This window comes from Pseudomonas trutticola BRTCR10 (assembly GCF_056155105.1).
The window spans coordinates 367,161-381,314 of the sequence record NZ_CM149552.1 but is presented as its reverse complement, the minus strand read 5'-3'; the positions used below and the strand labels follow the sequence as shown (position 1 = coordinate 381,314).

The 14,154-nt window shown below is 56.9% G+C and carries 13 protein-coding genes and 1 tRNA gene; 13 read left to right on the top strand and 1 reads right to left on the bottom strand.

Features of this window, described 5'->3' with window-relative positions:
- Window positions 1-109: 109 nt before the first annotated feature.
- The 6 genes from ACVVH8_RS01635 (at window position 110) to vapC (ending at window position 3,914) form a co-directional block, all read left to right on the top strand.
- Entirely contained in the window at window positions 110-1,168 is a 1,059-nt protein-coding gene (locus tag ACVVH8_RS01635) for a PDDEXK nuclease domain-containing protein (protein ID WP_475228196.1), read from the top strand.
- Window positions 1,169-1,298: 130 nt separating this feature from the next.
- Window positions 1,299-2,210 (top strand): alpha/beta hydrolase family protein, encoded by a 912-nt coding sequence (locus ACVVH8_RS01630; RefSeq protein WP_475231110.1) that lies wholly within the window; start codon window positions 1,299-1,301, stop codon window positions 2,208-2,210.
- Between the two features lie 29 nt (window positions 2,211-2,239).
- The gene (locus tag ACVVH8_RS01625; RefSeq protein ID WP_475228194.1) at window positions 2,240-2,653 is read left to right on the top strand and encodes a hypothetical protein; all 414 of its coding nucleotides are present in this window, start codon (window positions 2,240-2,242) and stop codon (window positions 2,651-2,653) included.
- Window positions 2,654-2,659: 6 nt separating this feature from the next.
- Window positions 2,660-3,112, top strand: coding sequence for a hypothetical protein (locus ACVVH8_RS01620; protein ID WP_103304181.1), 453 nt, complete (start codon window positions 2,660-2,662; stop codon window positions 3,110-3,112).
- 164 nt (window positions 3,113-3,276) lie between these two features.
- Window positions 3,277-3,507 (top strand): type II toxin-antitoxin system VapB family antitoxin, encoded by a 231-nt coding sequence (gene vapB, locus ACVVH8_RS01615; RefSeq protein ID WP_103304180.1) that lies wholly within the window; start codon window positions 3,277-3,279, stop codon window positions 3,505-3,507.
- Complete coding sequence (vapC, locus tag ACVVH8_RS01610; protein ID WP_103304179.1) at window positions 3,507-3,914, top strand: type II toxin-antitoxin system tRNA(fMet)-specific endonuclease VapC; 408 nt, start codon at window positions 3,507-3,509, stop codon at window positions 3,912-3,914. The genes vapB and vapC overlap by 1 nt, the downstream gene beginning before the upstream one ends.
- 69 nt (window positions 3,915-3,983) lie before the next feature.
- Here the strand turns inward: vapC and gabP are convergent, their stop codons facing one another.
- A complete protein-coding gene (gabP, locus tag ACVVH8_RS01605) occupies window positions 3,984-5,375 on the bottom strand; it encodes a GABA permease (RefSeq protein ID WP_103304178.1) in 1,392 nt (463 codons plus the stop codon).
- A 552-nt stretch (window positions 5,376-5,927) separates the two neighbouring features.
- Between gabP and ACVVH8_RS01600 the strand changes: the two genes are divergently transcribed.
- From ACVVH8_RS01600 to ACVVH8_RS01570, 7 genes are all read left to right on the top strand, one after another.
- Entirely contained in the window at window positions 5,928-6,701 is a 774-nt protein-coding gene (locus ACVVH8_RS01600) for an ABC transporter ATP-binding protein (RefSeq protein ID WP_103304177.1), read from the top strand.
- A gap of 13 nt (window positions 6,702-6,714) precedes the next feature.
- Entirely contained in the window at window positions 6,715-7,464 is a 750-nt protein-coding gene (locus ACVVH8_RS01595) for an ABC transporter substrate-binding protein (protein ID WP_103304176.1), read from the top strand.
- 75 nt (window positions 7,465-7,539) lie between these two features.
- On the top strand, window positions 7,540-8,232 hold the full coding sequence (locus ACVVH8_RS01590) for an ABC transporter permease (RefSeq protein WP_095047149.1): 693 nt from the start codon (window positions 7,540-7,542) through the stop codon (window positions 8,230-8,232).
- Window positions 8,232-8,921 carry an ABC transporter permease gene (locus ACVVH8_RS01585; RefSeq protein WP_099757735.1) on the top strand — a complete coding sequence of 230 codons (690 nt, stop codon included), beginning with the start codon at window positions 8,232-8,234 and terminating at the stop codon, window positions 8,919-8,921. Before ACVVH8_RS01590 ends, ACVVH8_RS01585 begins: the two co-directional genes overlap by 1 nt.
- A complete protein-coding gene (locus tag ACVVH8_RS01580; protein WP_475228192.1) occupies window positions 8,902-10,137 on the top strand; it encodes a methyltransferase in 1,236 nt (411 codons plus the stop codon). The genes ACVVH8_RS01585 and ACVVH8_RS01580 overlap by 20 nt, the downstream gene beginning before the upstream one ends.
- A 418-nt stretch (window positions 10,138-10,555) precedes the next feature.
- Window positions 10,556-10,631, top strand: a tRNA-Thr gene (locus tag ACVVH8_RS01575).
- A 131-nt stretch (window positions 10,632-10,762) separates the two neighbouring features.
- Window positions 10,763-14,110 (top strand): DEAD/DEAH box helicase, encoded by a 3,348-nt coding sequence (locus ACVVH8_RS01570; protein ID WP_475228189.1) that lies wholly within the window; start codon window positions 10,763-10,765, stop codon window positions 14,108-14,110.
- Window positions 14,111-14,154 lie beyond the last annotated feature (44 nt).

Here is a 14,154-nt window from a genome sequence, read left to right as displayed (position 1 = left end):
CTGCAACACCCATCCCGTCTTCCTGCTGACTTCACAGGTGCGCCCGACATCCTTGGGCAACGACTGTCGGCATGCTTGTGTTCCTGTTTCCAATGACGTGGAAGACCTGATGAGCAAGCTTGAACCTGCTGACACGCAAGATCCGAAAATCGATTCACTGTTAGGTGAACTGGGCGAGCTGATCCGCCAGTCCCGGCAAAAAGCGCTGCGTGTGGTCGATACGATTCAGGTTCAGACCTGCTGGCAGACTGGCCGGCATATCGTGGAGTTTGAACAGGAAGGCGCCCGGCGGGCGGGGTATGGCAAGCAGTTGCTGCCGACACTGGCAAAAGAACTGACGTCCCAATTCGGAAAAGGTTTTGATGCCTCGAACCTCCGGTACATGCGGCTGTTTTATCAAGCATTTCCAATTCGTGACGCACTGCGTCACGAATTGAGCTGGACCCACTATCGCCGGCTCCTGCGGGTCGAAAGTGCCAAGGCCCGCCAGTGGTATATGGACGAATGCGCCACCCTCAACTGGTCGAGCCGCGTCCTCGACCGCCAGATCAATACGATGTACTACGAGCGCCTGCTGATGAGTCGGGACAAGGCGGGCGTGGTCGAGGAAGCCACAACAAACATTGCAGCGATGCACTGCAATCCGCGAGAGTTCATCCGCGACCCGGTGATCCTCGAGTTTCTCGGCTTGCCCTCCCCGGGCAAGGTCAATGAATCGGGGCTTGAACAAGCGCTCATCGATCACCTGCAAAGTTTTCTGCTTGAACTGGGCAAAGGCTTTTCCTTTGTGGCCCGACAACAACGCATCAGCGCAGGCGGTTCGGATCTGTCCATCGATCTGGTGTTTTACAACTACCTGCTCAAATGCTTCGTGATCATTGATCTCAAACGCGGCCAGCTCAGTGCCGGTGATGTCGGGCAGATGGACATGTACGTACGCATGTACGACGAACTCAAGCGCAGTGAAGGCGACCGTCCCACCGTCGGGATCATTTTGTGTGCGCAGGACAACGAGGCGGTTGCACGCTATTCAATACTCAAAGGCAATGAACAACTGTTCGCCAGCAGCTACAAAACGGTGCTGCCAAGTGTCGAAGAACTACGAGCGGAACTGCAAAAAGAACAGGCGTTGCTCGAGGAACGCTTACTCAGCGAATCCACTGAGTAAGCGCTGCGGATTGTCCCCTGGATGCGCCGAGACTATTGTTGGCAGCTACCCGCGAAGATCGAGTGCCATGAGTTCTCACGACACGCCCGAATTGGAAAGTGTGCAGCGCAGGGCATCAGCAGCCGCTGAGATGCAGGGTGAAGCCTTCAAGGAAACCGCTGCCGACGGTTTTGTCCTTGGCGGTTTCACTTGGCGACATGCCCTGCCCGACATCCAGCACCCGGTGGTGATCATCAACGCCGCCACTTCCGTGCGCTGCCGTCATTACTCGCGTTTCGCCGCTCATCTGTTCGCCAATGGTTTCGACGTTATCACCTACGACTACCGTGGCATCGGCGAATCGCGCCCCGACTCGATGAAAGGATTGCACGCCTCATGGACCGATTGGGGAGCGCTGGATTTCGAGGCGATGCTCAAACGTGTGCAGCGAGAGTTTCCCGGTCAACCCATCGACGTGGTCGGGCATAGTTTTGGTGGCTGTGCGGCGGGCCTCGGTGAATCCGGGCAGGTCATCCGACGGCTGGTCACCGTTGGCGCTCAGTTCGCCTATTGGCGCGATTACGCCCCCGAGCAGCGCTGGCGCATGTTCGGCAAATGGCATCTGCTGATGCCGCTGCTGACGCTGTTCTGCGGCTACTTCCCCGGCAAACGCCTTGGCTGGCTGGAGGATACGCCAACCGGCGTTGTGCGCGACTGGAGCACGCCTGCCCCGCGTTTTGAACGGCGCCCAAGCGGTCGCGCCCTCATGGAAAAACGCGGCGCTCTGCCCTTCGAAAATGTCCGTGCACAAACCCTGGCGATCAGCATCAGCGACGATCCCTACGGCACAATTCCGGCCATCGAACGCCTGCTCGCGTACTTCAGCAATGCCCCGAAAACCCACCTGCGCATCGAACCGCAGGACATCGGCGAGCAACAAGTCGGACATTTCGCCTTTTTTCGCAGCGCATACCAAGCCACACTATGGCCCATCGCTCTGACCTGGCTGCAAACCGGTGAATTGGCCCCCGATACACCCGGACGGCAAATTCCGCGCAGCTGAGCCCAACCAACGCACCACGGAACAACACCATGGCCTCCGCCAACAAGCAGCAAAAACGCGCCGCCCGGGCCAAGACCAAGGCCAAACAGAACCGCACCAAACGCGCCGAAGCACCGGTCGAGCTGGACCCGAACGACGACCGCATCGACTTCGAGTCGGTGGACCTGACCGAGCTGTTCAAGAAAATGATCGACGCCGAGAAGATCAGCCAGCAAGCCCTGTGCACGGTGTTCCTCGAAGACCCGTTGCTGGAACTGGTCTATGAGCAGGAAGGCGAAGAAGGCGCGATGGACTTCATCCTCGCGGCGCTGATCGAGTATCGCCAGTGGTCGAAAGAAACCGACGAGGCCGGCGCATTGGCGTGGATCGAATCCCCGGCCTTCCAGGCCGACTATGTGGCAGCGTCCGACGCGATCGCTGCACAAACCCAACAGAAGAACTGAGTTCCCATGGCATCCCTGAACAAGCAACAGAAACGCGCCAAACGCGCCAAGGCCAAAGCCAAGCAAATCCGTATGGTCGGGCGTAAGCCGCTGGATCAGGACGAAGACCTCGGCCACCTCGCCGAACCGATCCCGGATTACACCCTGGCGATGTTCAGCAAAATGCGCGACGCCGAAGCCATCAGCCGCAACGAGATGCTGTTGACGCTGCTGCGCGAACTGGCGTTCATCATCGTTGATCATCCAGAGCTGCTGGACATGGAAAACGCCGACAACGAAGGCATGGCCGCCACCCACTTGGCCGCCGACATGCTGATCGACTACCGCATGTGGGCAGAAGGCGTAACGATCGAAGAAGCCCAGGCCTGGCTGAGCGAACCACAGTTCATCACCGATTTCGGGGTTGCGCTGGATGCTTATGGCAAGTCGGTGGAAGCACAGGAAGACAAGAGCGAATAAACCACGCTCACAAACAAAAACGGCCGCTAGTCATCACTGACAGCGGCCGTTTTAGTTTGGATGGCTTGGTTACCCTTTGTCCGATGACAATGTATATCCCATTGACATATCCCAAGCTCAACCTATCCTGAGCTCATCGCAGGAGCAGACCTTGGAGGTCAAATATGGAACAGACCACAATTTTCATGAGCAATAGAAGTCAGGCAGTTCGACTGCCAAAGGCAGTTGCGATGCCCGGCGACGTTAAACGAGTGGAAATCATCGCGATTGGCAGAACACGCGTCATTACGCCTGCTGGAGAAAGCTGGGATAGCTGGTTTGATGGCGACAGCGTCACCCCTGATTTCATGGCTGACCGTGAGCAACCCGCTGATCAGGAGCGCGAGTCGTTCTGATGATCAAATACATGCTGGATACCAACATCTGCATCTTCACCATCAAGAACAAACCACAAATTGTCCGGGAAGCTTTCAATCGACATTCCGGGCAGTTGTGCATCAGCGCTATCACGCTCATGGAGCTTATTTACGGTGCTGAAAAGTCCGCGGCCCCAGAAAAGAATCTAGCGGTTGTCGAAGGATTCGTTGCGCGATTGGAAATCTTGCCTTTCGATAATGACGCAGCAGCACAGACCGGGATGATTCGATCTGAACTTGCGAAAGCGGGAACACCCATTGGACCGTACGACCAAATGATCGCAGGCCACGCACGGTCGCTTGGACTTATCGTAGTCACGAACAATGTGCGGGAATTTGAACGTGTTTCTGGATTGCGTATTGAGGATTGGGTTCATCCCGTCTGAGCAAAGCTCTCAAACAAAAACGGCCGCTCGTCATCACTGACAGCGGCCGTTTGCATTACGTGTTACGGATCAGTTCAGCACCACCGCACCACTTTTTTCCAGCTTGCGGCGGCGCGCCACCAGCAGGCCGGCCGCGACGACCAGCAGGCTCAGTAGGCCGGTCGCGAGGATTTCCACGCGGTGGGCTTCCTGGAACAGCATGATGGTCAGGGCCGCGATGATGAAGATGATCACCGCGTAGGTCAGGCCCGGAAAGAGCCACATGCTGAAGACGATTTTCTCGCCGCGAGCCACGCGCTGTTTGCGCATACGCAGTTGCGAGAAGGCGATCACCAGGTACACCAGCAGCGCGATGGCGCCGGAGCTGGCCAGCAGGAATTCGAACACGGCGGCCGGAGCCACGTAGTTGGCGAATGTGCACAGGAACGCTGCACCAGTAGACAGCATCACCGCCCAGTAAGGCGTACCGCTTTTGTTCACGCGAGTCGCCATGGCCGGTGCATCACCGCGTTTGCCCAGGGAGAACAGCATGCGCGACGAGGTGTAGAGCGCCGAGTTCAGGCAGCTGGTTACAGCGACTAGCACCACGATATCAACGATCATCTTGGCGTTAGGGATGCCCATGCGCTCAAGCACGGTCTGGTAGGAACCAAGGTTGGCCAGCGTAGGATCGTTCCACGGCACCAGCGCCACAACGATGAAGATCGATACAAGGTAGAACAAGCCGATCCGCCAGATCACCGAGTTGGTGGCCTTGGAGATTTGCTTGCCCGGGTTTTTCGATTCCGCGGCCGCGATGGTCACGATTTCGGTACCCATGAACGAGAACATGGTGGTCAGGATCGCGCCCAACACCGCGCCCATGCCGTTTGGCAGGAAGCCTTGCGTGTCGAACAGGTGCGAAACACCGCTGACCTGGCTGTTCGGCAGGAAGCCGAAGATCGCTGCCAGACCGAGGATGATGAAGCCAATGATCGCCAACACTTTGATCAGGGCAAACCAGAATTCGAACTCGCCGTAATTCTTCACGCTGAACAGGTTGGTCACGGTCAGCAACATGGTGATGATCAGAGCGAAAGCCCAGATACCCACATCGGGGAACCACGCGTGCAGGATGGTCGCGGCGGCGTTGGCTTCCAATGGAATCACCAATACCCAGAACCACCAGTACAACCAGCCGATGGTGAAACCGGCCCAGTGCCCGATGGCACGGTCGGCATAAGTCGAGAACGAACCGGTGTCCGGCGAAGCAACCGCCATTTCGCCGAGCATGCGCATCACCAGCACCACCAGGGTACCGGCAGCGGCGTAGGCCAGCAGCACGGCAGGGCCGGCGGCAGCGATGGCGTGGCCGGAGCCAACGAACAGACCTGCGCCGATAACACCGGCGATCGACAGCATGGTCACATGACGCGGTTTGAGCCCTTGTTCAAGGCCATTGGAGCTTGGGGTACTGCTCATCGGAACTACCTTTGCGAGGAAAGCGATTGCGTCCGTCCCGTCTGGTTTTCCTTCTCGTAAAAAGAAACCAACGGGGCGTTCCAGATTCTGCACGCAATAATTGCGCCAAAATGTTTCAAACTCTTCTGGCCTGCGGTTTCCGGCGCGACCGGACAGTCATCGCAAGTCCTTGGATTTAATGGCATTACGCCAGAGCGTTACCCTGCGACTCACTTTTCAAACGATCGGGCGCACCAGAAACACACTGAAAAAGTGTGGGATGCACAATAAAAGGGCGATTCAGGAACGTTCGGCCGGATAGCGCTTCCAACACCCCGCCAAAGCTGGCAACATCGCGCCTTTTTTTACGCGACACCCACGGGATTGCACGATCAAACACCCGTTCGGTTGTTGATGGGGCGACAGTCAGCTGTGCTGATGCGACAACCTGCCACATGCCATCCGTTTACCGCTCGTAGCGCTGTTGGCTGCCATTGAAACGCTATGCTAGCGTGGCCGCCTCGCCAGGAAGGCCACCCAACAGCTGGAGCGCAACATATATGAGGAACGCACATGGCTGAGGCCACGCCCGCGCTTGAAATCCGCAACTTGCACAAACGCTACGGAAAGCTTGAGGTGCTCAAAGGCATTTCGCTGACCGCCCGTGACGGCGATGTGATCTCGATCCTGGGTTCCTCCGGTTCCGGCAAGTCCACGTTCCTGCGTTGCATCAACCTGCTGGAAAACCCGCATCAGGGCCAGATTCTGGTGGCCGGTGAAGAACTCAAGCTCAAGGCCGCCAAAAATGGCGAACTGGTTGCCGCCGACGGCAAACAGATCAACCGCCTGCGTTCCGAAATTGGTTTTGTGTTTCAAAACTTTAATCTGTGGCCGCACATGAGCATCCTCGACAACATCATCGAGGCACCGCGCCGTGTGCTCGGCCAGAGCAAGGCCGAAGCCATCGAAGTCGCCGAAGCGCTGCTGGCCAAGGTCGGCATCGCCGACAAGCGCCACGCCTACCCGGCGCAATTGTCCGGTGGCCAGCAACAACGCGCAGCGATTGCCCGCACGCTGGCCATGCAACCGAAGGTGATCCTGTTCGACGAACCCACCTCCGCGCTTGACCCGGAAATGGTTCAGGAAGTACTTAGTGTCATCCGCGCATTGGCCGAAGAAGGCCGCACCATGCTGCTTGTGACCCACGAAATGGGTTTCGCCCGTCAGGTCTCCAGCGAAGTGGTGTTCCTTCATCAGGGCCTTATAGAAGAGCAAGGATCGCCACAGCAGGTGTTCGAAAACCCGCTTTCGGCGCGCTGCAAACAATTCATGTCCAGCAACCGCTAACGGAGCAACATGCATGCAGAACTATAAAAAGGTCTTCCTGGCTGCGGCCGTCACCCTGGCGTTCAGCGCCGGTGCCATGGCCGAAACCCTGAAGATGGGCATCGAAGCGGCTTACCCGCCGTTCAACAACAAAGATGCCAGCGGCCAGGTTGTCGGCTTTGACAAAGACATCGGCGACGCCCTGTGCGCCAAGATGAAAGTCGAGTGCACCGTGGTCACCTCCGACTGGGACGGCATCATCCCGGCCCTGAACGCGAAGAAATTCGACTTCCTGATCTCCTCGCTGTCGATCACCGACGAGCGCAAAGGCGCGGTGGACTTCACCGACCCGTACTACTCGAACAAGCTGCAATTCATCGCCCCGAAAAACGTCGACTTCAAAACCGACAAGGACTCGCTCAAAGGCAAGGCCATCGGTACGCAGCGCGCCACGCTGGCGGGCACCTGGCTTGATGACACCTACGGTAGCGATGTCAACGTCAAACTCTACGACACTCAGGAAAACGCCTACCTCGACCTGACTTCCGGTCGTGTCGACGCGATCCTCGCCGACAAGTACGCCAACTATGACTGGCTGAAAAGCGACGCTGGCAAGAACTACGAGTTCAAAGGCGACCCGGTCGTGGAAAGCGACAAGATCGGCATCGCTGTGCGTAAGGGTGACCCTCTGCGTGAGAAGCTGAACGCCGCCCTGAAGGAAATCGTCGCCGACGGTACCTACAAGAAGATCAACGACAAGTACTTCCCGTTCAGCATCTACTGATCCTGACCTGTGGGACTGGCGCCATGCGATGGCGCCGGCTCCCGACTTTGCCTGCCGCAATTTGAACAGAAATCCATGATTATCGACCTCTACGGATTCGGCCCGGCCCTCGCTGCCGGCGCGCTGATGACCGTGCAACTGGCTCTCACGGCCCTGTGCCTGGGACTGGTGCTCGGCCTGCTCGGCGCCTTGGCCAAGACTTCCCCGTACAAGCCGCTGCAATGGCTTGGCGAAACCTACTCGACCATCGTACGTGGTGTGCCGGAACTGCTTTGGGTTCTGCTGATCTACCTCGGCACCGTCAAGACGATGAATGCCATTGGCGAATACTTTGGCAATCCAGACCTGGCGCTAAGCCCCTTTGTGGCGGGCGTAACCGCACTCGGACTGTGCTTCGGCGCCTATGCCACGGAGGTTTTTCGTGGCGCCATCCTGGCCATTCCGAAAGGACACCGTGAGGCCGGTCAGGCCCTGGGCCTGTCGAAATGGCGAATCTTCACCCGGTTGATCATGCCGCAGATGTGGCGGATCGCCCTGCCAGGCCTTGGCAACCTGTTCATGATCCTGATGAAAGACACCGCTCTGGTGTCGGTCATCGGCCTGGAAGAAATCATGCGCAATGCGCAGAACGCCGTGACCTTCGCCAAGCATCCATTCACCTTCTATCTGGTCGCAGCCGTCATGTATCTGGGCCTGACCATACTGGCGATGGCCACCATGCACTTCATGGAAAAACGCGCCGCCCGTGGCTTCGTGAGGACGACGTAATGGAATGGGAAGTCATCTATAAGTGGCTGCCGAAGTTCTTTCAGGGCGCCGTCCTGACACTCGAACTGGTGGGCATCGCCGTTATTCTCGGGTTGTTGCTGGCGATCCCTCTGGGCATCGCGCGCTCCTCCAAACTCTGGTTTGTTCGCGCATTTCCTTACGCTTACATCTTTTTCTTTCGTGGCACTCCGTTGCTCGTGCAACTGTTTCTGGTCTACTACGGCCTGGCTCAGTTCGACGCCGTACGCGACAGTTTCATGTGGCCGTATTTGCGAGAACCCTTCTGGTGCGCCGTCGCCACGATGACCCTGCATACTGCTGCCTATATCGCCGAAATCCTGCGTGGCGCCATTCAAGCGATCCCCCCTGGGGAGATCGAAGCCGCACGTGCACTGGGCATGTCCAAGGCCAAGGCTTTGTTCTATATCGTCCTGCCGCGCGCCGCGCGCATCGGCCTGCCGGCCTACAGCAACGAAGTCATCCTGATGTTGAAGGCCAGTTCTCTGGCGAGCACGGTGACCTTGCTCGAACTCACCGGCATTACCCGCACGATCATCGCCCGCAACTACCTCACCGTGGATATGTTCTTCACCGCAGGCGTCATTTACCTGCTGATGTCGTTTGTTCTCGTTCAGGCATTCAAACAGCTGGAGCGATGGTTGCGCGTCGATGCCTGCCAAGGGCGTTGACTCCTCCTGCGTGCTGACGGGCGAGGACTTACTCGCCCGCTTCACCGCGCTGGACACTTTTTTGATTGAGCATCAGGCGCTGTGGAAACCTCGTCCGTTCACTCATCGTTCTCTTGCCTGGGAAGCGTCCTACCCGGAGTTGGCCTTGTGGCTACGCGGGCGCACTCTGGAAGACGCAGAAAACGCTCACAACCAACCTGCTGATCTTGTGGATGTGCCGGAGCCGTTTGCTTCGTTGGCGACGCTGTCGGCTGAGCTGAGTGCTGTTGGTGAGTTGCCGGGGCATGCACTGGAAGCTGCGGGCCATCGACTGAATGTCGACGTACCGGGACGCAAGTGGCAGCAGATCGAGGCGTTTGCCAGCCGTTTGGCTTTCGCCTCGCAACCGACGCACTGGCTGGACTGGTGCTCCGGCAAGGGCCACCTGGGCCGGCGGTTGTTGAGTGATGGCCAACAGCTGACCTGCGTTGAATACGATCCGGCATTGGTCGCCAGCGGTCAGGCGTTGAGTCAGCGCCATCATTTACATGCGCTGCATGTCGAGCAGGATGTGTTGGCAGCGAGTGCTTCAGGTGTATTGAACGCAGCCCACACACCCGTCGCCCTCCACGCCTGCGGCGATCTGCATGTGCGCTTGATGCAACTGGCCAGCGCGGCCGGTTGCCAGCAAATGGCAATCGCGCCTTGCTGCTACAACCGCATCAGCCGCAGCGAATATCAGCCACTGTCCTCGGCCGGAACAAGATCACTCCTACTGCTCTCGCTGGAAGATCTGGCGCTGCCGATGAGCGAAACCGTCACCGCTGGTGCACGGATCCGACGGCAGCGCGATACCTCGATGGCCCGTCGTTTGGCTTTCGATCTGCTGCAACGACAGCTGCGCGGTGTCGACGAATACTTGCCGACGCCATCGCTGCCCAGCGCCTGGCTGGACAAACCATTCGCTGATTACTGCCGCGATCTGGCAGCGCTCAAAGAGTTATCCACAGTCGGCTCGCAAGATTGGCCAGCGCTAGAAGCAGCCGGATGGCTGCGGTTGGCCGAAGTTCGCAACCTGGAGTTATTGCGAGGATTATTCCGACGACCGCTGGAGCTTTGGCTGAATCTGGACCGCGCACTTTTCCTCGTCAAGCTGGGATACGTCGTACGCCTTGGCACCTTCTGCGATACGCCGCTGACTCCGCGTAATTTCATGTTGTTGGCCGAGCGCGTTTAAATTCGCACAGCCTGTGGATAACTCTGTTGATGGAATTTCAGTGGATCCAATATCCGCGCCTGTTTCGAGGCTTTAGCACAGCTGGTCATTTTTTGTTCATATAGATAAAAAACCTGAAAAACAGGGATTTGCGAACAAAATGAGAACCGCTCCGCAAATTCATGCCAATGCGAGCAATCCAGTCGATCCGTTGTGCATAAGCTCCCAATCAAAAGGACATAAATCGCTTATGCGCGACAGATTTGCTCAAGAAAAACGCACCCTCTTCCCTTAGGCGCCAGACCGTTGAAGCTCCTGTTTTCAAGGGCCAAAACGCAGAGACAGCCTCTTCACCGAACCTGATCCAGCACCTGCATAAAAATAGTCTGAATTCAGGGGTTTACAGAACCAACCCAATCGCTATAATCGTCGCCCACACGCCGGTATAGCTCAGTTGGTAGAGCAACTGACTTGTAATCAGTAGGTCCCGGGTTCGACTCCTGGTGCCGGCACCATACAAAACGAAGCCCCTGCAGAAATGCAGGGGCTTTGTTGTTTCTGGAACGTCCACATTAAGCGTGCTGACTGCGGTCAAAGCATCCGTTGTAAACTGCGCGCTCGAACAAGGACTTTCGGGAATAAGTACGTGACCCCCCTCGCTCAAGCAACAACCCTCGCAATTCTGGATTACTGGCATAAGGTCGAATTCTTCATCCCCTACGGATTGGAGCAATATCTTGATGATCTTGAAGAATGGCAATCCACGACCCTTCGGCGTAACAACCTTGAACAAACTGATGCTGACTGGCTCAGCATCGACGTAGCCGAAGAAAAAACTGTTACCGGCTATAACCTTTTTCTTGGCATCTTCGACAAATCGCAAATCAGTCGTATCTGTGAAAGCGTATTGCCTCCTCCACAAACGGCTTCGACCGATGAAGGCGGCTTTGAAAATGAAGAGCGGACAGAGCTTGAGGGCATGACCTGCTTCGCCAAGTTGCCTCTGGATAGAGCAGGCAACCCGGTCATCGACGCAATTTCCATTTCCACAACGCCCTGGGCGCTTGGTCAAACGCTGTCCAGCGGACTCCAGTCCCTGAGCCATGACGCGTTCAATTCGGCACGAGAGGACCTCATACAAAGACTGCGTAACTTCATGAGCAGTCGTGGCACTTTCGCGGGCCAAAGCATGCAAGCCCACGAGGTGGTGAAGCTTCAGACTCTGCTCTGCGATTGGGCCGGCTTCACCCCTGACGACGCGCAACCCATTGCAGTGCTAACCGCGAAAGTAAAACCCCTCAACGGCTCATCTTCTGAAAAGATCGTCCCGGACGAGTCAGAAAAGGATGACGAAGAAGATGTGCTTGAGGAACTGGATATCCTCAACAGCTTTTATATCCGCGATATCGAACGCGCCATTGAAGGCGTCAGCAGCGGCACCATTCCACCAACGCTGGCGCAGTTCCTGAGTGCACTGCCCGCGATCAATCGAATAGACCTGTACAGCGAAGGCGGCTGCACGGCGATCCTGAATGCACTGCGTCCACGTTTTCTCAACCGTGGACACTGGTTGGCGGAAGCTGATCAATCGATGAGCCTGATGCAACAGTTTGCGCTCAACCAGATTCGCCAAGAAACCCAAAACGACGGCCTCTTTGCCGTCAACGGCCCGCCAGGCACAGGCAAGACGACACTGTTGCGCGATCTGTTTGCCGACAACATCGTCCAGCGCGCTCGGATACTGGCGGGGCTGGCGAAAGCGGATGATGCGTTTGTCAAAAACTCCAGCCGGGTTCGGTTCAAAGGAAACTCGAACACGGTCACATTGCGTCCACTGATTGACGCACTGACCGGGTTCGAAATGGTGGTAGCGTCGACAAACAATGCTGCGGTCGAAAATATCTCCGTCGACCTGGTCAAGCGCAAAGCATTGGGTGAACACTGGCGTCACTGCGGTTATCTGCAACCCGTGGCACACAATATTGCGGTGAAAGAAGGCAAGGGCGGCGCAACTTCTCCTCAGGGAGATCAGATGCCCTGGGGGTTGATCAGTTGTGCACTGGGCAACTCCCGTAATCGACGTCTCTTTAATGAGCGCTTCAGCATGTTCTCGCTTAAGACCAAGAGCAGTGAGCAACCAAAACGGTTCTGGGATTGGCTCAAAGAACCTAACCCGGTGAACTTCAGCGACGCTCGCGAGCTCTTTCACCAGGCCGATAAAGCCGTCGAGGCCGCCTTGACCGAACGTGAGCGACTGGCCGAATTGCTCGACATCGTTGGCCAAGGCACTGAAGCCGATTATCTCGCTTCATCGGTCGCCCTTATTCAAGAGGCGAAAGCACACGTCGATGTCATCTCTGCTGCGCTGACCATTAAACAGCACGAAGTGCGTACCCTGCAGCAGACACTACAACAGCTGATTCTGGAGCAGCAGTTGATTGATCGCTCATCTCCCGGGTTCTGGGCGCGCCTGTTCCGCACTCAGGAAGCGAAGGCGTACGTTCAACAACGCAAATCCAACGCTCTGAATCAGCTCAGCACTCATCAAGGGATCACGGCGCTACAGGGCAAGGTGACGAAACATACCGACGAATTAAACGAAGCAACCCGTGATCTAGAGAACGAGAAACAGAAACTGAGCTTGTTGACGCAGCAATGGCGCAATTGGTGCTCGGAACATGACCAACTCCGTACTCGGTTACGTGTACCTCGCTTGCCCACTCGAGCGCTGGACCTGGTCAGTGATGAGCAATTGCAGATTGAAGGGCTATGGCACGACGAAGAGCTGGCGCAGCTGCGCTCAGCACTGTTCGCCGCTGCGTTGCAGCTTCAGCAAGCGTGGGTACATGAGACCGCACAAAAGGGTGGTGCGCTGGGAGCCAACCTGGTTGCTGTAAACAAAGTGCTTTCCAATCAAGTGCCGGAAGATCCGAAGCATACGCTGCAAATCTGGCAAAACCTGTTCATGGTCGTGCCCGTCGTTTCCAGTACGTTCGCGTCTTTCGCCAATCAGTTTCGCGGCTTAGGCCCAGGCTCGCTGGGCTGGGTATTTATCGATGAGGCCGGACAGGCTGTCCCACAAGCAGCGGTCGGCGCACTTTGGCGCGCCAAGCGGTGCGTCGTGGTGGGGGATCCGTTGCAAATTGAACCGGTATTTACCCTGCCAACCCCCCTTATTGATGCGCTGGGAAAGCTCCATCCAGTAACAGCCGACAATGCTTACGCCCCCCATTGTGTTTCCGTGCAGCGCCTGGCCGACCAGGCTAATCGGTTCGGCGCCTATGCCTCTTTCATGGACGAGAACATCTGGATCGGAAGCCCCCTGCGCGTACACCGTCGTTGTCATGAACCGATGTTCTCGCTCGCCAATCGCATCGCCTACGACAACAAAATGGTCTACGGCCTGCGAACCCGCGTGCCCATGGCTGCACCTTTGATTGATCTTGCAAGTGGATGGGTCGACATTCGGGGCGCCGTTGAACGCAAGCAATCGGTGCCAGAGCAGATCGAGTTCATGATCAAGGTCATTGTGTCGCTCTTCCAACGTGACCGCGTACTGCCCGAGCTTTATGTGATCTCGCCGTTCAAGGCTATTCGTCAGACCCTGCGTGAACAGATCATGCAAGTCGAGTGGCAACCTTCAGCGCCAAAGCGAGATGAGTTGAAACACTGGATCAAGCGCAGCATCGGCACCGTCCATACGTTTCAAGGCAAGGAAGAAAAAACTGTGTTTATGGTGTTGGGGACCGACCCCGAAAACGCCGGAGGAGCCCAGTGGGCTTCGTCAAAACCAAACCTGATCAATGTGGCGCTGACGCGTGCCCAGCATCGCGTGTACCTGGTAGGCGATGTGGATCTCTGGGGAACTTTGCCCTACTTCAAGGAGGCATCCCGGGGTGACACTACCCTGCCGCGTTGGAAGCGCGCAGACTTTGCCGTTATTGCACAAAAGATAAAACCCGACAAAACAGGCAGAAAAACGCCCTCGCTGTAACGCGAGAAGCTTCAGGTATGTGGACTCCACGGACCGGCCCTCTG

Coding starts and splice junctions, on each gene's coding strand:
- ACVVH8_RS01635 (WP_475228196.1), top strand. CDS start 110: ATGAGCAAGCTTGAACCTGCTGACACGCAAGATCCGAAAATCGATTCA.
- ACVVH8_RS01630 (WP_475231110.1), top strand. CDS start 1,299: ATGCAGGGTGAAGCCTTCAAGGAAACCGCTGCCGACGGTTTTGTCCTT.
- ACVVH8_RS01625 (WP_475228194.1), top strand. CDS start 2,240: ATGGCCTCCGCCAACAAGCAGCAAAAACGCGCCGCCCGGGCCAAGACC.
- ACVVH8_RS01620 (WP_103304181.1), top strand. CDS start 2,660: ATGGCATCCCTGAACAAGCAACAGAAACGCGCCAAACGCGCCAAGGCC.
- vapB (WP_103304180.1), top strand. CDS start 3,277: ATGGAACAGACCACAATTTTCATGAGCAATAGAAGTCAGGCAGTTCGA.
- vapC (WP_103304179.1), top strand. CDS start 3,507: ATGATCAAATACATGCTGGATACCAACATCTGCATCTTCACCATCAAG.
- gabP (WP_103304178.1), bottom strand. CDS start 5,375: ATGAGCAGTACCCCAAGCTCCAATGGCCTTGAACAAGGGCTCAAACCG.
- ACVVH8_RS01600 (WP_103304177.1), top strand. CDS start 5,928: ATGGCTGAGGCCACGCCCGCGCTTGAAATCCGCAACTTGCACAAACGC.
- ACVVH8_RS01595 (WP_103304176.1), top strand. CDS start 6,715: ATGCAGAACTATAAAAAGGTCTTCCTGGCTGCGGCCGTCACCCTGGCG.
- ACVVH8_RS01590 (WP_095047149.1), top strand. CDS start 7,540: ATGATTATCGACCTCTACGGATTCGGCCCGGCCCTCGCTGCCGGCGCG.
- ACVVH8_RS01585 (WP_099757735.1), top strand. CDS start 8,232: ATGGAATGGGAAGTCATCTATAAGTGGCTGCCGAAGTTCTTTCAGGGC.
- ACVVH8_RS01580 (WP_475228192.1), top strand. CDS start 8,902: ATGCCTGCCAAGGGCGTTGACTCCTCCTGCGTGCTGACGGGCGAGGAC.